This is a genomic window from Rhizobium sp. BK316 (assembly GCF_014193695.1).
In the GTDB taxonomy this organism is placed as follows: Bacteria; Pseudomonadota; Alphaproteobacteria; order Rhizobiales; family Rhizobiaceae; genus Rhizobium.
This window is the reverse complement of record NZ_JACHZR010000001.1, coordinates 633,252-649,997: the sequence shown is the minus strand read 5'-3', so window position 1 is coordinate 649,997 and position 16,746 is coordinate 633,252. Positions and strand designations below refer to the sequence as shown.

The window sequence follows — 16,746 nt, the reverse complement described above, 5'->3', positions numbered from 1 at the left end:
CCCGTGCGGTTTAGAGCGGTCTGACGTTTTCGGCCTTTGACTTGCCTGTCTTCCGATCCTGGCCGATATCGAAGGACACGTTCTGGCCTTCCTTCAGTGTACCACCGTATTGCAATGCGGATACGTGCACGAAAACATCAGCTCCGCCGTCGTCAGGCGTGATAAAGCCGAAACCCTTGTCGTTGTTGAAAAACTTTACTTTGCCAGTCGGCATGAGAATCCTCGTGTGCTTGCGGTTTAATCGCGCCGGCAATCTAGCGATCAGCTGTCGCGCGATCAACCCGATCTACCGGGAGCGAATGGGAAACAACGACCGGCCTTAGCCAGCACGCTCTGGTGCTGGCATGTGTTTGCATGAGCTGGAGGTTGGATAGAGCCTCTTTGGCTGGCAGAAAACGTTCCTAAACCTCGTGTCGTGTCTGGTCGTGCGTCCCACGCGCGTTCGTATTAATCGCCCTTCATTAGAGGGGCGCCGAAAGGCTTCCGGGTTGCGTTATGCGGATCGCGCTTGTCGTATATTATTGCTCTCAGGGCAAGCTCGGTGCGGTTCACCCTGCGTGCTGGTTTGCCCGAAGTTCCGCAGTTCCGGGTTGACATGAACTCGGCCGAGCACATAGTCTTTGCGACATTCACCAGGGGTGTCCCGGCAAGGGGCTGAGATACTGCTAGGCAATACGGCTTTGCCGATTGTGGCGCAGTGACCCGTTGAACCTGATCCAGTTCATACTGGCGTAGGGACGGTGCAAGCGCTCGAAGACTTTGGATTCACGCGTAGAATCCATGCCGGCGTCTTTCCATCATTCCGGCTGATTGACTGGGTCTCCAACACCAACTTGGAGCCTCAAACCATGACCATTGCCGCAAAAAACCTCACTCCGACCGTTACCACCGGCCCGCTGCCGGCGTCGCGGAAAGTCCATGTCGCGGGGGATATTCACGCCGACATCCGCGTGCCGATGCGCGAGATCAGCGTGCATCCGACATCGGGCGAGCCGCCTGTTGTCGTCTACGATTCCTCCGGCCCTTATACCGCCGACGGAGCAGATATCCGCATCGAGCGGGGCCTGTCACAGCTTCGCCGCAACTGGGTACTCGCGCGCGGCGATGTCGAGGCCTATGAAGGCCGCCATCTGCGCCCCGAAGACAATGGCTTTGTTACCGGCGAGCGGTTGACACCACAATTTCCTGCCAAACGTCAGCCGCTACGTGCCAGAGACGGCAAGGCGGTCACCCAGCTTGCCTATGCGCGCGCCGGCATCATCACGCCGGAAATGGAGTTCATCGCCATCCGCGAAAACCTTGGCCGCAAAGCGAAGGTCGAAGCCATAATTCGCGATGGCGAAAGTTTCGGCGCCCATATTCCGGATCATGTGACCCCGGAATTCGTCCGTCAGGAGGTCGCAGCCGGCCGCGCGATCATCCCGGCCAATATCAATCACCCGGAAAGCGAGCCGATGATCATCGGCCGGAATTTCCTGGTGAAGATCAATGCCAATATCGGCAATTCCGCCGTCACCTCCTCTATGGCAGAGGAAGTCGAGAAGATGGTTTGGGCGGCTCGCTGGGGCGCCGACACCGTCATGGACCTGTCGACCGGCCGCAACATTCACAACATCCGCGAGTGGATCATCCGCAACTCGCCGCTTCCGATCGGCACGGTACCGCTCTATCAGGCGCTGGAGAAGGTCGATGGGATCGCCGAGAACCTCTCTTGGGAGGTCTATCGCGACACGCTGATCGAGCAGGCCGAGCAGGGGGTCGATTATTTCACCATCCATGCCGGCGTGCGGCTGCATTACATCCCGCTGACCGTCAACCGCGTCACCGGCATTGTCTCGCGCGGCGGCTCGATCATGGCGAAGTGGTGCCTGCATCATCATCGCGAGAGCTTTCTTTATGAGCATTTCGAGGAAATCTGCGACATCTGCCGCGCCTATGACGTCTCCTTCTCGCTCGGCGACGGCCTGCGCCCCGGCTCGATTGCCGATGCCAACGACGCAGCGCAGTTTGCCGAGCTCGAAACGCTTGGCGAGCTGACGAAGATCGCCTGGGCAAAAGACTGTCAGGCGATGATCGAAGGGCCTGGCCATGTTCCGATGCACAAGATCAAGGAAAACATGGACAAGCAGCTTGCCGTCTGCGGCGAAGCGCCCTTCTACACGCTCGGGCCGCTGACGACCGATATCGCGCCGGGCTACGATCATATCACCTCGGGGATCGGTGCGGCGATGATCGGCTGGTTCGGTACTGCCATGCTCTGCTACGTCACCCCGAAGGAGCATCTCGGCCTACCCGACCGCAACGACGTCAAGACGGGTGTCATCACCTACAAGATCGCCGCCCACGCGGCAGACCTCGCCAAGGGACATCCAGCGGCGCGTGTCCGCGACGATGCGTTATCTCGCGCCCGCTTCGAATTCCGTTGGGAGGACCAATTCAACCTGTCGCTCGATCCCGATACCGCCCGCAGTTTCCATGACGAGACCTTGCCGAAGGAAGCCCATAAAGTTGCGCATTTCTGCTCGATGTGTGGCCCGAAATTCTGCTCCATGCGGATTTCGCATGACATCCGCGCGGAGGCGCAGAAGGAGGGGCTGGACGCGATGGCGGCGAAATATCGAGAAGGCGGCGATCTCTATATGCCGATCAACGGCAGCGCGCATCCGGCCGAGTGACATGCGCGTCCTCGTCAAAGGGGGCGGCGTCGCCGGCCTCACGGTCGCTCACGAGCTGTTTCGGCGCGGCGCTGAGGTCACGATCTCAGATCCCAGTCAGACTTTCAGCCGGGCAGCCTCCTGGCTTGCCGGCGGCATGCTGGCACCATGGTGCGAGCGGGAAAGTGCCGATGAAGCCGTACTCGAACGCGGCCGCGATTCCGCTGATCGATGGGAAGCGATTTCGCCGGGCAAGATCGTCCGCAAGGGAACGCTTGTCGTCGCACCGAACCGCGATGAGAGCGAGCTGAAGCGCTTCGCCGGCCGCACGACCGGCTATCGTTGGGTTGAGGAACGCGAAATCGCCACCCTCGAACCTTCTCTCGCCGGTCGCTTCAGGCACGGCCTGTTCTTTCCGCAGGAAGCGCACCTCAATCCCCGCGAAGTATTGCACGCATTGAAAGATGATCTGTCGGCAAAGGGCGTCACTTTTGCCGAAGAGATCGCCGATGACGGTGAATTCGCGGAAATCGTCGATTGCACCGGGGTGGGCCAGATCGGCCAGTGCGAGGAGTTGCGGGGTGTGCGGGGCGAAATGCTCTATCTGCAGACTGAGGAGGTCACCCTCGCGCGGCCCGTCCGCCTGCTGCATCCGCGTTTTCCCGTCTATATCGTGCCGCGCGGTAAAGGCCTGTTCATGGTCGGCGCGACGATGATCGAAACGGAATTCCAAGGGCCGATCACCGCCCGCTCGCTGATGGAACTGCTGAATGCCGCCTATGCACTGCATCCTGCTTTTGCCGATGCTGCGATTGTCGAAACCGGCGCCGGCATCCGCCCTGCCTTTCCAGACAACTTTCCCCGCGTGATGCGGGAGGGCAATATCATCATCCTCAACGGCCTTTATCGCCACGGTTTTCTGCTGGCGCCAGCGATGGCGGCTGAAGCCGCGGATCTGGTCTTTTCCGGACAGACGAAGCAAAGGAGCCCCTGATGCACCTGATCATAAACGGCGAACCCGAGACAATTGTCGCAACCACGCTGTCGCAGCTTCTGGCGGCACTCGATTATGAGGGCGAGTGGCTGGCAACCGCCGTCAACGGCGAGCTCATTCATCGCGAGGATCGCGACGATCACCTTCTGAACGACAATGACAGGATCGAGATCCTGGCCCCGATGCAGGGAGGCTGACCCATGCTTGATCTCTACGGAACCCAGCTCGGGTCGCGCCTCCTGCTCGGAACAGCGCGTTACCCCTCGCCAGACATCCTGGCCGAGGCTGTCAAGCGGTCCAGGACGGAGATCGTCACCGTGTCGCTACGGCGCGAAATGGCCGGCGGGCGCAATGGCGGCGCATTTTTCGATATGATCCGGGCGCTTGGTGTCCGCGTTCTTCCCAACACGGCCGGCTGCCACGGTGTATCCGAGGCCGTGCTGACGGCCAAGATGGCGCGCGAGGTGTTTCAGACCAATTGGATCAAGCTGGAGGTGACCGGCAATCACGATACGCTGCAGCCGGATGTCTTCGCCCTTGTGGAGGCGGCGCGCATTCTCGCCGCTGACGGCTTTGAGGTCTTTCCCTATACGACCGACGATCTGATAGTGGCGGAGCGCCTCCTGGAAGCAGGATGCAAGGTGCTGATGCCCTGGTGCGCCCCGATCGGCACCGCTTCAGGGCCGCTCAATCTTACGGCCCTTCGATCCATGCGCGCACATTTTCCCGACGTGCCGCTGATCGTCGACGCAGGCATCGGCCGTCCGTCGCATGCAACGACCGTGATGGAGCTGGGTTTCGATGCGGTCCTTCTCAACACCGCGGTTGCCGGCGCGGGTGACCCCGCGGCAATGGCGGAAGCCTTCGCTGGGGCAATTGAGGCCGGCCGACAGGCATTCGGCGCCGGCATGCTGGAGCCGCGCGACATGGCGGTTCCGTCGACACCCGTGATTGGAAAGGCAGTATTCGCGTGAAGCTCGATCCCTTCTATCTGATCGTCGACAGCGCCGCCTGGATCGAAAGGCTAACGCGTCCGCACCGGTGCGAGTGATACGCTTGAGACGCTGTTCGTCGTCACGTCTCGATTTTCAGGATCTCGGGACCGCCGGAGAGACGAATGCGGACCCCCGCGCACCACTTTCCCTTTCATGTCGTTGGTAAGGGTATGCCTCTTACAATTCGAACCACAGCTGCCGGAAAAGGTTCCACATGCGCCGGTCAAACGTGGCCAAGGCTGGAACTTTGGCGCCCGATCCATGTTGGACCTGCATGTTTGAAACAATCCTCAGATTGTGGACCGGTGAAGGCATTTGCCGGTCCTGACGGCCGAAGGAGGTCTTCATGTCGTTCACACTCACGAGTTCCGCATTCACGGACGGATCCACAATTCCAAACAAGCACACACGGCTTGGCGAAAACATAGCACCGCGCCTTGAATGGGCCGGAGCGCCGGATGAGACACGCAGCTTTGCGCTTATCGTTGAAGATCCCGATGCGCCAAATGGAACCTTCCGTCATTGGGGCGTCTTCAATATACCGGGCGATCGCAACGCGTTACCGGAAAACAGCAATATGGCACCGAATGGAGGGCCGCGTTTTTGCGACAATGATTTCGGCAATGGCCGCTATGACGGCCCACAGCCACCCAAAGGCCACGGCGTCCATCACTATCACTTCAGGCTGGCGGCACTCGACGTCCCCGCTCTGTCAATTCCGGCCTCGGCCGGCATCCAGGCGATGTGGCGAGAGGCACGGAAACATACGATCGCTGAAACCTCACTGACCGGCACGTTTGAACAAACGTAACCGGCCGCTGGCTCACCTTGCTCGGCTGACGGCCGTGCGCAGGAGGATATATTGGCTATTTATCGGCGCTTTCAAAAAGGTCTGGAAAAGCCGGGCGACATGGTCATCAAGCTCTATCATTCCGGTGACGAGATCCGCGGCTTCGTGCGCAAAGTGACTGGCCGGGGTAGGGACTACAGTGTTTTTCCCGGCGAGGAGATGGAACCGGCAGCCGCGCTTCAAATCGCCCGCAGCCACCTGCACGGGGCCAGTGAGATCCTCATCGAACTATCCGAGGGGGTAGAATGGGACGCACGATGGGGTGCATTGCGCTAGAACTGCGCCAGTTTCGACCGCCGGAGCGAAGTCGGGCCGAAATCGCCCGGGGCGAAGGGCCAGTGTCCGGGTGTCGCGATTATTCCTCCTGCCCGTCATTCGCCGCGAGGAAATCGCTGGTTCTCCTCCAAGACGTTCAGATCCATATGATTGCGCATATATCGCTCGGCGGCTTTCTGCAGTGGCTGATAGTCCCACGGATAGTAGGACCCCTGCCGCAATGCGGGATAGACGACCCACCGACGGGCCTGACTTTCGCGGATCTGCGCATCAAAGCCTGACAGGTTCCAACGGAGATGGACTTGAGAAAGCAGGGCGTCCAGCGTTTCCGCATGGGCTGGATCACCTGCGAGATTGGAGAGTTCGTGGGGATCGGCCCGAAGATCAAACAGCAAAGGTGGATCCTTTTCGCAGACCGTCAATTTGAAACGGTCGGCGCGGATAGCCACAAGCGGTGCAATCGATCCTTCAGCGGCATATTCCATCAGGACCGGACCATGTGCCTTGCTGCCGCCCAGGAGTTGGGCCAGATCCTCGCCATCCGTCCAGTGGGCAATCGCAGAAATATCAAGCCCGGCAAGGCCGGCAAGCGTCGGAGTGACATCAAGAGTGGAGACCGGCTGATCGATCAGGCCAGGCTGCCAGCCCGGTGCCGATATCATCAGTGGCACGCGCGCGGAACCGTCGAAGAAGCACATCTTGAACCAGAGACCGCGTTCGCCCAGCATGTCGCCGTGGTCGGACACGAACAGGATGGCGGTGTCTTCGCCCATCCGTGTGCGCTCCAGTACGTCAAGGATCTCTCCGACCTTCTCGTCGATGTAGGAGATATTGGCGAAATAGCCGCGTCTTGCCCTGCGGATCTGCTCGGCGGTGATGTCGAAAGCCTTGTAGTCGCAGGCTTCCAGCAAGCGCCTCGAATGCGCGTCCATCTCCTCGAACGACAGGGCCGGAACAGTCGGATCAAGGGCCGGGCAATCCTCGTAGAGATCCCAGAATTTGCGCCTGGCGACATAGGGATCGTGCGGATGGGTGAAACTGACGGTCAGGCACCAGGGACGCTCGTCTTGACGGCGCGACAGGTCATAGAGCTTGCGGGTTGCGTTATAGGCGACCTCGTCGTCATATTCGAGCTGGTTGGTGATTTCCGCGATGCCGGCGCCGGTTACCGATCCGAGATTGTGATACCACCAGTCGATCCGTTCACCGGGCTTGCGATAGTCGGGAGTCCAGCCGAAATCGGCCGGATAGATATCCGTCGTCAGACGCTCTTCGAAACCGTGCAGCTGGTCGGGTCCGACGAAATGCATCTTGCCCGACAGGCTGGTGTGATAGCCAGCAGACCGGAGATGATGCGCATAGGTCGGAATGTCGGAGGCAAATTCGGCCGCATTGTCATAGACTCGCGTCCGGCTCGGCAACTGGCCCGACATGAAGGATGCACGCGCTGGAGCACAGAGGGGGCTCGCCGTGTAGCTATTGGCGAAGCGGACCGAACGGGCAGCGAGTGCCCTGAGATGCGGCGCATGCAGGAAATCGGCCGGGCCGTCCGGAAACAGCGTGCCGTTCAGTTGGTCGACCATGATGATGAGAATATTGGGACGGGCCATGATATATCGACGCTGCTCAAGTTCGGGGGTGGGGGAGGTGATCTACGGATGCGTCCGCCACCAGTTCGTCTGAGGGAATCGGATGCCGCCGACGGGGGCTGGTCTGGCTCGGCGAGCGCCGATCAGATCCATTATCCTCTTCACAAGCGGCACTGGTCGTCGCATGACTGATCCTCTCGGCGGCGTGGGTCGCAGTTATCACCTCACGATAACCAGCTTGATGATTGCACGCTATCGCCTTGCCGACATCCGTTGTTCCGGGCGCTCGCTCATGCCTGTTTTCCAGGGGCGGACTTGCCGGCGACACCGGGGGTCGCAGCAAGACAGGCGTCGCGGAGCAGCGCGTGCATGATGCGGTATCGGCTGGCTTGTCGCCACCTCGGCAGTATCTTGCGAGCACGCGGAAGGATCTTCATGTCGATCGACCGACCGATGCCCACCGAAGAGAGCATTCTGGAGTTCCTTGATGTCTGCGAAGGCTTTTATCCGCCTGACGCAGTCGAGGCATCGATCGAGCAGCAACGCCAATGGTATGACGCACTCTGCGCGCGGTTCGACCATGCTCTGCCGCAGGGGATGGTCTATGCTGATGGCATGGTGCTGCGGATACCAATCCGCCGGTATCGGCCAAGGACAATAACCACATCAACCGTTCTCCTCTATCTGCACGGCGGAGGCTTTGTTGTCGGCTCGCTCGAAAGCCATCACTCGATCTGTGCTGAAATCGCCGATTTCGCCGGCGCCGAACTCGTTTCCGTCGATTACCGGCTGGCGCCCGAGTACCGCTGGCCGGCGCAGAGCGAGGATTGCTTCCTCGTCTTGAAGCATCTGCTGTCGTCCACCGGTGGCAAGGTCGTCATCATAGGCGACAGCGCCGGCGCCAATCTGGCGGCGGGACTCGCCATCAGGGCGCTGGAGGAGGCCCTGCCTGGTATCGCCGGCCAGGTCCTCGTCTATCCGGCGCTGGGTGGAGACCTGCAGAAGGGTTCCTATGTTGAAATGGCAAATGCACCGGGCCTGACCACGGCTGAAGTCGCCTATTATCGCCGCGTTCTGCAGGCACCGCTGCGCCATCCTGTCGCCGCGCCGCTTCACGCGGTATCGGTCGAAGGGCTTGCACCTGCCTTCATCACGGTTGCGCGGTTCGATCCGCTGCGAGACGATGGACGAGCCTACGCTGCCCGGCTTGCGGAGGCCGGCGTGGAAGTCTGGTTCCGGGAGGAACCGCAGATGGTGCATGCGTGGCTGCGCGCGCGCCACATGAGCGAAGGTGCCCAGGCAGGCTTCAAGGCGGTATGCGAGGCGGTGCGGCTCTTCGCGTCGCGCTGACGGCTACATCAGATCGCGGGCGATTGCCGTGTCGCCGAAATCCTTCTCAAAAATCTTTATTCCGCCTTCATGGGCAACGACTGAGGCGGCGATGATCCAGTGTGTTGCCGTGCAACGGATCGATGCTGTCGCAACCGTCGTCACTGACCAACCAGGACGCTGCATGTCGCAAGTCCAGGTCGAGGTGCCCGTCATTGATAGCGGATCGTTCGGCGCGATCGACCAGGTTTCCTCGCGTAGTTGCCGGGTGGAAAGACCGGTGCCGGGATGCTCGAAAAGGCCAGTATCCTCATGAATTTCATAGCGCGTGACGCCGGCCGAGAGATCGCGCACCACCTGCCGTTTTGTGGAGGCGGGTGCGTGTTCGATATATTTCGGTAGGGGATCGGGATTGTCGGGCTGCTTGATGTCGATGATCTCATGCGCGCCGAGCTTGGGCAAAGCTAGACCGATGGAGGCGATGTCGATTGTCAGCCCCGGATCTTCCGGCGGGGGCAGCACCATCGGCCAATAGGCCGTTGATAGCGACAGGCGGATACGGTGCCCCTTGCGGAAACGGTAGCCGCAGGCATCGAGCGTGATGGTAATAGTTGTCAGTTCCCCCTTATTCAGCGGCTCCGGTGCAGCATTGCCATTGCGATGAGCGAGGTTGAGCAGACCAAAGGAGACGCGCGTTGCCGTGCCGTCTGGATGGACATCGACGAGCCTTGCGCAGAGATTGGCGGTTTCGGCGTCGCATCTCAACGTCAATGTGAGGGCCGGGCGTCCGAGATAATCATGGTCCTCTACCAGCGGCGCGGTCTGGAAGATCAACGATCCGGCGTCATCGAGGCGCTGATCGATCGCCAGTTCCGCATCCGGCTTCAAGGTGAACCATTCGCCCGAGGCCGTGCCCGTATCGAGCGGCGAGCGCAGATAAACAGGATGTTCCGGCGCATGTGGGATCGGCATGCCTTCCATCAAGGCACCGAACTGCTCGACATAGAAGCACTGCATGTCCGGCTGCTGCCAAATACGCTGGGCGATCCAGAAACCGGGGTCGAAATCGCGGCGCGTGGCGGGCTTTATGGCATCGAGAATATAGGCACGTAAGGATGGCATGGTCTCCGCGCCGTTGCGCTCGCCGCGCAGCCATCGGTTCCACCAGGCGATGGCTTCGCCATGAAAATCGACCCGCGGCTTCGGCCAGGCGAAATGCGGATACTTGTGGATCCATGGACCGATCAACGCCTTCGCCTTCTCGCCGAGACCCTCGACGGCCAGCAACGGCGTGTTGCGATAGCCATCCGCCCAGCCAGCGATGACGATGGCGGGGATATCAAAGCCCGCGAAATCTTCGCAGATCGACCCATGCCGCCAGAAATCGTCACGGCGCTGATGCTCCAGCCATTCTTCCATGAAGAAGGGTTCCTGCTCCAGGCGCTGCCGCCACATATCGCGCCATTCGTCGCCGACAATGGCCGGATCGGGGGAGCGCGATTGGTAGGCAAGCATGGTCGCCGCCCAGGAAAGCTGGGCAGAGAGATGGCAGCCGTTCTTGTAGTGGATATCGTCATTATAGCGGTCGACCGTGGAAGCGATTGAAATCACTGCCTTCAGCGCCGGGGGCTTCAAGGCTGCGACCTGCAGGCAGTTGAAGCCGCCCCAGGAAATACCCATCATGCCGACCGACCCGTTCGACCAGGGCTGTGCTGCGATCCAGGCGATCAGCTCGCAAGCATTGGCAAGCTCAAGCTCGGTATATTCGCCATCGATAATGCCGCTGGATTCGCCGGAGCCTCTGATGTCGACACGCACGCCGGCAATGCCGGCTGCCGCAAAGACCGGATAGGTGGATTCGTCGCGCAGGCTGGTTCCATCGCGCTTGCGGTAGGGCAGGAATTCGAAGACCGCCGGCACCGGGTCGCTCTCCGCGCCGTCGGGCATCCAGATGCGTGCGGCGAGCCGCGTGCCGTCCTTCAAGGTGATCCACTGATTTTCGATGGTCGTGAAGCTGCGGTCTGACATGGTCATATATCCAGAAGAGCTTCAGGCATTAAGCCACACACGGCTGCCGATGTAGCCGTTGGACATATCGTTGCCGATATCGTCGACATATCCCTTCAGCATTTTCGAAGAGGCCATGATGTAGTCGTTGAAGACGGGTAGGATCAGACCGCCATCGTCTCGCACCATAAGCGCCAATTGCCGATAAAGCACTTTGCGCTTGGCCTCATCGAGTTCAGACCTTGCTTGCAGAACCAATTTGTCGAAGTCAGGGCGCTTGAAACGCGTGTCGTTCCATTCTGCGGTCGACAGGTAGGAGGTGGAATAGCGCGAATCCTGGGTCGGACGACCGCCCCAGAACGAGGCGCAGAAGGGCTGCTTGTTCCAGACATTGGTCCAGTAGCCGTCTTCCGGTTCGCGCTTGACGTCGATCGTGATGCCGGCCTTGCCCGCGCTTTGCTGGAACAGGATCGCCGCATCCACGGCGCCCGGAAAGGCTGCGTCTGACGTGAGCAGCTGAATGGAGCGGTCGAGCCCCGATTTCTTGAAGTGGAAGGCGGCCTTGTCCGGATCATAAGGGCGCTGCTCGATATCGGTCGGGGCGAGGGCGTAATTGGAATTGACCGGATAGTCGTCGCCGATCGTTCCGTAGCCGCCCAGAACCTTGTCGAGGATCGCCTGACGATCGATGGCATATTTCAGCGCAAGCCGAAGATCTGCGTTGTCGAAGGGAGCCGTGTCGCAATGCATCAGGAAACAATAGAAGCCCTTGCCTGCATTCCGGAGGATGTCGACGGTCGGTGCTCGCTCCAGCATCGGGACGGTTTTGGGGTCGACATTGTTGACGAAATGGACCTGGCCGGAGGCAAGTGCGGCAACGCGGGCCGTGTTGTCGTTGATGACGAGGATTTCGACGCTGTCGACAAAGCCGCGGTCGGAGCGCCAATCCCCAGGGTTCTTCTCGAAGGTTGCGCGAACGCCCGGTTCGAAGCTTTTCAGAATGTAAGGACCTGTACCGATGGCCGCCGCAGGCTTCTCGAGGCCGCCCTTCGCCTGGATGATCAGGTGGTAGTCGGTCAAAAGCAAAGGCAGGTCTGCATTGCCTTCCGAAAGCGTCAAGACAAGGTCGCCCGCTTTTTCTTCAATACCGGTGATCGAGGCCATGAGTCCCAGAGCACCCGACTGTGAATTCTTGTCCGCATGTCGCTTCAGTGTCGCGACGATGTCGGCCACGGTCATCTTGCTGCCGTCGTGAAACTGCACATCGTTCCTGATCTTGAAAGTCCAGACGGATGCGTCCGCCGATGGCGTCCAGGACGTCGCCAACGACGGCAAGGGCGCACCGGTCTTGGGGTCGGATTCGACAAGTGTGTCGCCCCAGAGACGGCCAATGACGAACAACACGGAGGCGCTATAGGTCGCAGGGTCGAGCGTATCACTGGTGGCGCCACCCTTGAGGCCGAGTTTCAGATGACCACCGCGCTTTGCTTCCTGCGCGCGGGCATCGTGCGGCATCAGGAGGCCGGAGGTGAGGGCAGGCAAAGCGCCCAGCGCGACGGCACCGCCCAGGAAGTGACGGCGGCCTATACTCAGAGGTGCGGATTGATCCTTTTCACGTGTCATTGCAGTCCCCTTTTTCAACTCTATTAGAAAGGAACGTAGAGGTCAGGCTGCTTCACGCAATTTCGCGACTTGACGCATTTTTGAGCGAGTTTACGCTACTATGATTAAGTCGGAGCCGCCGATGCCTCACCTGGTCGAGAACCTCAAGATTGCCTGTGCCACGCAGCGTTCCATTTCGCATCTGTGCCGCGCGATCGATATTAACAGGCAGCAATTCAATCGATATATCAACGGCCAGACGAGGCCGTCTGCCCATAATCTCACGCGCATAGCTAAGTATTTCGATCTCGACGCAGCCGACTTTGGTCTCGCTCCCAGGCTCTTTCGCGAGCGGCTTCGCAAACCGACTCTAGATCTCAATCAAAGTTCCGAACTGTTAAAGGCGTTCCCAGGAGATCTGACCGCGCTCCGGCGCCATATCGGCTATTTCCAGACCTATCATCGCTCACCGTCCTGGCCGGGAATGGTTGTCTGTTCGTGCAGCCGCATTGTGGAGAAGGGTGGGCTTGTGCATGTCAAATCAATGGAGCGTCTGCGGGACCCTGGAAACGGCATCCAGCAGTTTTCGAAATATGTCGGCCTTGCGGCCTTCTATCGAAACCGGATCTTCATTACGGAGCGGGTCGTCGGCCCGAATCCGATATTGTCACAGACGATCCTCCTGCCCTTCGACGAGTACCAGCGCGTCTATCTGCGTGGAACGACAATGGGAGTTTCCTGGCGAAGGGAAAATCTCCCCTATGCATCGCGAATGATCTGGCGGCATATCGGCGCCGAGCCCGACCTGCGCGAGCTTCTGTCGCGCTGCGGACCACTGCCGCTGTCTTCACGCCAGCTGCCACCAACGGTGCGCTCATTCCTCGCAGATCCTTCCGCGGAAGTGTATGCGGTGCCGACAGAGTATTGAAGACACCGATTTGCGACGACGCCATCAGATCCGGATGAATGCCGGAAAATTTCGAGCCTTCAATTTCCAGCGCTTGCCATCTTCCGCGTCGTCAGTACCCGTTCCAGCCAGCCGATCTCCATCTCGGGTACGGATTTCAGCAGCAGGTCGGTGTAATCGTCGAAGGGCGGCGATAGCGCTTGGGATTTGGGACCGAAGCGGACGAGCTTGCCGCGATGCATCACCGCGACGCTGTCGGCGATGGCGCGCACGATAGCGATGTCATGGGTGATGAAGACGTAGGAGAGATGTTCTTCTTCCTGCAGCTTCAGCAGTAGTTTCAGAATGCCTTCGGCAACCAGCGGGTCGAGTGCCGACGTCGGCTCGTCGCAAAGTATGAGTTCCGGCTTGGCCGCGAGCGCGCGGGCGATGGCGACGCGCTGCTTCTGGCCGCCGGAGAGTTCGGCCGGGTAGCGGTTCAGGAAGCCGTTGCCCATCTCGATCTGGTCGAGCAATTCCTTCACGCGGTCCGTCTTCGCAGCTCCCCTGAGGCCGTAGTAGAAGGTCAGCGGCCGACCGATGATGTCACGCACGGTCTGACGCGGGTTCATCGCCGTGTCAGCCATCTGGTAGATGAGCTGGATGCGGCGCAGGTCGTCGCGTGGCCTGTGTCGGACGTCGGGCGTCAATGGCTTGCCGGCAAAAGAGATCGTCCCTGACGTGGGTGACAGGAGCCCGGTGACGACGCGGGCGAGCGTCGATTTTCCCGAGCCCGATTCACCGACGATCGCCAATGTCTGTCCCTTCGGTACATGCAGGCTGACATCGTTCAACACCTTGAAGCCATTGGAATATTCCGCGCTGATATTTTCGAACTTCAGCAGCGCATCGGACTGATCGGCGGCTTCGTCCCTCAGCGTCTGCCGGACGTTGACGAGCGCGCGGGTATAATCCTCCCGTGGTTTTTCGATGATCCGCTGGACACTGCCGTATTCCACTGTCTTTCCGTGGCGCAGCACCATGATGTCGTCGGAGATTTGGGCAACGACGGCGAGATCATGAGTGATGTAGAGAGCGGCCGTATGGGTTTCCTCGATCGCATGCTTGATTGCGGCCAGCACGTCGATCTGGGTGGTGACGTCAAGTGCCGTCGTCGGTTCGTCGAAGACGATCAGTTCGGGGTTGGAGCAGAGCGCCATGGCCGTCATGGCGCGCTGCAGCTGGCCGCCGGAAACCTGATGGGGGAAACGTTCGCCAAAACTTTCGGGATGGGGAAGACCAAGCACTTGAAAGAGGTAGAGCGCTCGCTTTTTCGCCTCCTGTTTGCTCATGAGCCCGTGTTTGACGGAAGCCTCAATCACCTGGTCGCCGAGCCGGTGGGCAGGATTGAAGGCGGCCGCGGCCGACTGTGCGACGTAGCAGACGCGGGCGCCGCGGATATGCCTGATGCCACTCCTGCCAAGGCCAAGAATATTGTCGCCATCGAGCAGCACCTCTCCGCCGGTGATCTCGGCGCCGCCTCGACCATAGGCAAGTGTCGAGAGCCCGATCGTCGACTTGCCGGCACCGGATTCGCCGATCAGGCCGAGCACCCGGCCTTTCTGCAAATCAAAGGAAACGCCGTCGACGATGGTCACGCGTTTCGGCGCTTCACCTGGCGGATAGCTGGTGGCTTCGATCTTGAGATTGCGGACGGAAAGAAGATCAGGCATCGCCACGCCCTCCCTTGAGGCTCGAGGTTCGTTTCAAAAGCCAGTCGACGACCAGGTTGACGCAGACGGCGAGGATGGCGATCGCGCTACCCGGCACGAGCGCTGCCGAAATGCCGAAGATGATGCCGTCCTTGTTGTCCTTGACCATGCCGCCCCAATCAGCCGATGGCGGCTGGATGCCGAGGCCGAGGAAGGAGAGCGTCGAGAGGAAGAGGATCGAAAAGGCAAACCGCAGGCCGAACTCGGCGAGCAGCGGCGTCAGCGTGTTCGGCAAGATCTCCCGGAAGATGATCCAGAGTTTTCCTTCGCCGCGAAGTTTGGCCGCCTCGACGAATTCCATCACAGCGACATCGAGCGCCACGGCGCGGCCGAGACGATAGACGCGGGTGGAATCGAGGATCGCCATGACGAGGATCAGGACGATGATGTTCTGTGGCAGGACTGCCAGAACCACGAGCGCGAAAATCAGCGTCGGGATCGACATCATCAGGTCGTTGAAGCGCGAGAAGACCATGTCGATCAGCCCGCGAGAGACGGCCGCCATGAAGCTCAAGATGACGCCGAGCGAAAAGGAGATGACCGTTGCGGCAAGCGCCACGAAAAGCGTCGTGCGCGCGCCGTAGATCAGCCGGGAGAGAATGTCGCGGCCGAGATTGTCGAGGCCGAAGACATATTGCGCGTCCGGCATCTGCCAGACGCTGCCGACGACCTCGGTCTCCCCGTAGGGAGCAATCAAAGGTGCAAAAAGCGCGAAGATGAAGGCGACGGCGATGCCGATCATGCCGATCCAGGCGGTGATGGGGATGTCTCTCAATCTCATCTTGGATGCCTCAGCCGGGGGTTGGCAATGATGGCGAGAATGTCGGCCAGCATGTTGAGGAAGATATAGACGGCGGCAAAGATCAGGCCGCAGGCCTGCACCACCGGCATGTCTCGTACCGTCACGGCATCGACCATGTACTGGCCCATGCCGGGATAGACGAAGACCACCTCGACGACGACCACGCCGACCACCAGATAGGCGAGGTTCAGCGCCACGACGTTGATGATCGGCGCAAGCGCGTTCGGTGCGGCATGCTTGACGATCGAGCGGAACGCAGAAAGGCCCTTCAGCTCGGCCGTCTCCATATAGGCCGACGACATGACCGAGAGGATTGCGGCGCGTGTCATGCGCATCATGTGGGCCAGCACGACGAGCACGAGGGTCGCCGTCGGTAGTGCGATTGCCTTCAGACGGTCTGCAAAGCCCATGCTCTCATAGACGGTTGCGGGAAAGGTGGCGACGCCGAACTTCACCGCAAAAAACATGATCAGCAGGTAGCCGATGAAGAATTCCGGCAACGAAATCGCCGCCAGCGAAATGATGTTGATGATCTTGTCGGGCAGGCGGCCCCGAAAATGCACCGAAACCATGCCAAGCCCGACGGCAAGCGGCACGGAGATCAGTGCTGCAAAGCCCGCCAGAAACAGCGAATTGCCGAGCCGCTTGCCGATCTGCTCGCTGACGGAGTTCTTGCTGGCCCAGGATGTGCCGAAATCGCCTTGCACGGCATTGCCGAGCCACTCGACATATCGCGTCGTCACCGGTCGGTCGAGCCGGAGATCCTTGCGGATATTGGCAACCGCCTGCGGCGTTGCCGACTGGCCGAGATAGGTCGTGGCAAAATCGCCGGGAAGGGCTTCCAGGCCGCCGAAAATGAGGACGGAGACGGCAAAAAGCAGGATGATGCTGAGCACGAAGCGTTCGAGAATAAGGGCAAGCAGCGGAAAACGCTGCCGGAACCTGAGGCCGGGCAGGATATTGCCGGAGGTTGGACTGGACATGATGAAG

Annotated in this window: 15 protein-coding genes and 1 riboswitch; of the genes, 8 read left to right on the top strand and 7 right to left on the bottom strand. The window is 60.2% G+C overall.

Annotated elements, in window-relative coordinates; all coding sequences use genetic code 11:
* Positions 1-10 precede the first annotated feature (10 nt).
* Positions 11-214 carry a cold-shock protein gene (locus FHT87_RS02855; protein ID WP_183725181.1) on the bottom strand — a complete coding sequence of 68 codons (204 nt, stop codon included), beginning with the start codon at positions 212-214 and terminating at the stop codon, positions 11-13.
* A gap of 410 nt (positions 215-624) precedes the next feature.
* Positions 625-756, top strand: a riboswitch (TPP riboswitch).
* A 92-nt stretch (positions 757-848) separates the two neighbouring features.
* Between FHT87_RS02855 and thiC the strand changes: the two genes are divergently transcribed.
* From thiC to FHT87_RS02825, 6 genes are all read left to right on the top strand, one after another.
* Positions 849-2,675 carry a phosphomethylpyrimidine synthase ThiC gene (gene thiC / locus FHT87_RS02850; protein WP_183725179.1) on the top strand — a complete coding sequence of 609 codons (1,827 nt, stop codon included), beginning with the start codon at positions 849-851 and terminating at the stop codon, positions 2,673-2,675.
* Between the two features lies 1 nt (position 2,676).
* Positions 2,677-3,648, top strand: a complete 972-nt coding sequence (thiO, locus tag FHT87_RS02845; RefSeq protein WP_183799300.1) for a glycine oxidase ThiO — start codon at positions 2,677-2,679, stop codon at positions 3,646-3,648.
* Positions 3,648-3,845, top strand: a complete 198-nt coding sequence (thiS, locus tag FHT87_RS02840; protein WP_183725175.1) for a sulfur carrier protein ThiS — start codon at positions 3,648-3,650, stop codon at positions 3,843-3,845. Before thiO ends, thiS begins: the two co-directional genes overlap by 1 nt.
* Positions 3,846-3,848: 3 nt before the next feature.
* Entirely contained in the window at positions 3,849-4,622 is a 774-nt protein-coding gene (locus tag FHT87_RS02835) for a thiazole synthase (protein WP_183725173.1), read from the top strand.
* Positions 4,623-4,989: 367 nt separating this feature from the next.
* Positions 4,990-5,454, top strand: coding sequence for a YbhB/YbcL family Raf kinase inhibitor-like protein (locus FHT87_RS02830; RefSeq protein WP_183725171.1), 465 nt, complete (start codon positions 4,990-4,992; stop codon positions 5,452-5,454).
* 51 nt (positions 5,455-5,505) lie between these two features.
* Positions 5,506-5,769, top strand: a complete 264-nt coding sequence (locus tag FHT87_RS02825) for a hypothetical protein (protein ID WP_246698014.1) — start codon at positions 5,506-5,508, stop codon at positions 5,767-5,769.
* 95 nt (positions 5,770-5,864) lie between these two features.
* On the opposite strand, the gene betC is transcribed toward FHT87_RS02825, so the two are convergent.
* A complete protein-coding gene (betC, locus tag FHT87_RS02820) occupies positions 5,865-7,379 on the bottom strand; it encodes a choline-sulfatase (protein ID WP_183725169.1) in 1,515 nt (504 codons plus the stop codon).
* A gap of 414 nt (positions 7,380-7,793) precedes the next feature.
* Between betC and FHT87_RS02815 the strand changes: the two genes are divergently transcribed.
* Positions 7,794-8,708, top strand: a complete 915-nt coding sequence (locus tag FHT87_RS02815; RefSeq protein WP_183725167.1) for an alpha/beta hydrolase — start codon at positions 7,794-7,796, stop codon at positions 8,706-8,708.
* Positions 8,709-8,711: 3 nt separating this feature from the next.
* Here FHT87_RS02815 and FHT87_RS02810 read toward each other — a convergent pair whose 3' ends face one another.
* Both FHT87_RS02810 and FHT87_RS02805 read right to left on the bottom strand, forming a co-directional pair.
* The gene (locus FHT87_RS02810) at positions 8,712-10,715 is read right to left on the bottom strand and encodes a CocE/NonD family hydrolase (RefSeq protein ID WP_183799297.1); all 2,004 of its coding nucleotides are present in this window, start codon (positions 10,713-10,715) and stop codon (positions 8,712-8,714) included.
* 21 nt (positions 10,716-10,736) lie between these two features.
* Positions 10,737-12,317: an ABC transporter substrate-binding protein gene (locus FHT87_RS02805; protein ID WP_183725164.1), complete on the bottom strand. Its 1,581-nt coding sequence runs from the start codon at positions 12,315-12,317 to the stop codon at positions 10,737-10,739.
* A gap of 121 nt (positions 12,318-12,438) precedes the next feature.
* Here FHT87_RS02805 and FHT87_RS02800 point away from each other — a divergent pair, with 121 nt between their 5' ends.
* Positions 12,439-13,224 carry a helix-turn-helix transcriptional regulator gene (locus tag FHT87_RS02800; RefSeq protein ID WP_183725162.1) on the top strand — a complete coding sequence of 262 codons (786 nt, stop codon included), beginning with the start codon at positions 12,439-12,441 and terminating at the stop codon, positions 13,222-13,224.
* Positions 13,225-13,283: 59 nt separating this feature from the next.
* On the opposite strand, the gene FHT87_RS02795 is transcribed toward FHT87_RS02800, so the two are convergent.
* From FHT87_RS02795 to FHT87_RS02785, 3 genes are read right to left on the bottom strand one after another with little or no spacing between them, the layout of a single operon-like run.
* On the bottom strand, positions 13,284-14,915 hold the full coding sequence (locus FHT87_RS02795; RefSeq protein ID WP_183725160.1) for an ABC transporter ATP-binding protein: 1,632 nt from the start codon (positions 14,913-14,915) through the stop codon (positions 13,284-13,286).
* Entirely contained in the window at positions 14,908-15,735 is an 828-nt protein-coding gene (locus FHT87_RS02790) for an ABC transporter permease (protein WP_183725158.1), read from the bottom strand. The genes FHT87_RS02795 and FHT87_RS02790 overlap by 8 nt, the downstream gene beginning before the upstream one ends.
* Positions 15,732-16,739, bottom strand: a complete 1,008-nt coding sequence (locus tag FHT87_RS02785) for an ABC transporter permease (protein WP_183725156.1) — start codon at positions 16,737-16,739, stop codon at positions 15,732-15,734. The genes FHT87_RS02790 and FHT87_RS02785 overlap by 4 nt, the downstream gene beginning before the upstream one ends.
* Between the last annotated feature and the right edge of the window lie 7 nt (positions 16,740-16,746).

Bases quoted from the DNA above. Each gene is read 5' to 3' on its own strand.
- FHT87_RS02855 (WP_183725181.1), bottom strand. From the start codon at position 214: ATGCCGACTGGCAAAGTAAAGTTTTTCAACAACGACAAGGGTTTCGGC.
- thiC (WP_183725179.1), top strand. From the start codon at position 849: ATGACCATTGCCGCAAAAAACCTCACTCCGACCGTTACCACCGGCCCG.
- thiO (WP_183799300.1), top strand. From the start codon at position 2,677: ATGCGCGTCCTCGTCAAAGGGGGCGGCGTCGCCGGCCTCACGGTCGCT.
- thiS (WP_183725175.1), top strand. From the start codon at position 3,648: ATGCACCTGATCATAAACGGCGAACCCGAGACAATTGTCGCAACCACG.
- FHT87_RS02835 (WP_183725173.1), top strand. From the start codon at position 3,849: ATGCTTGATCTCTACGGAACCCAGCTCGGGTCGCGCCTCCTGCTCGGA.
- FHT87_RS02830 (WP_183725171.1), top strand. From the start codon at position 4,990: ATGTCGTTCACACTCACGAGTTCCGCATTCACGGACGGATCCACAATT.
- betC (WP_183725169.1), bottom strand. From the start codon at position 7,379: ATGGCCCGTCCCAATATTCTCATCATCATGGTCGACCAACTGAACGGC.
- FHT87_RS02815 (WP_183725167.1), top strand. From the start codon at position 7,794: ATGTCGATCGACCGACCGATGCCCACCGAAGAGAGCATTCTGGAGTTC.
- FHT87_RS02810 (WP_183799297.1), bottom strand. From the start codon at position 10,715: ATGTCAGACCGCAGCTTCACGACCATCGAAAATCAGTGGATCACCTTG.
- FHT87_RS02805 (WP_183725164.1), bottom strand. From the start codon at position 12,317: ATGACACGTGAAAAGGATCAATCCGCACCTCTGAGTATAGGCCGCCGT.
- FHT87_RS02800 (WP_183725162.1), top strand. From the start codon at position 12,439: ATGCCTCACCTGGTCGAGAACCTCAAGATTGCCTGTGCCACGCAGCGT.
- FHT87_RS02795 (WP_183725160.1), bottom strand. From the start codon at position 14,915: ATGCCTGATCTTCTTTCCGTCCGCAATCTCAAGATCGAAGCCACCAGC.
- FHT87_RS02790 (WP_183725158.1), bottom strand. From the start codon at position 15,735: ATGAGATTGAGAGACATCCCCATCACCGCCTGGATCGGCATGATCGGC.
- FHT87_RS02785 (WP_183725156.1), bottom strand. From the start codon at position 16,739: ATGTCCAGTCCAACCTCCGGCAATATCCTGCCCGGCCTCAGGTTCCGG.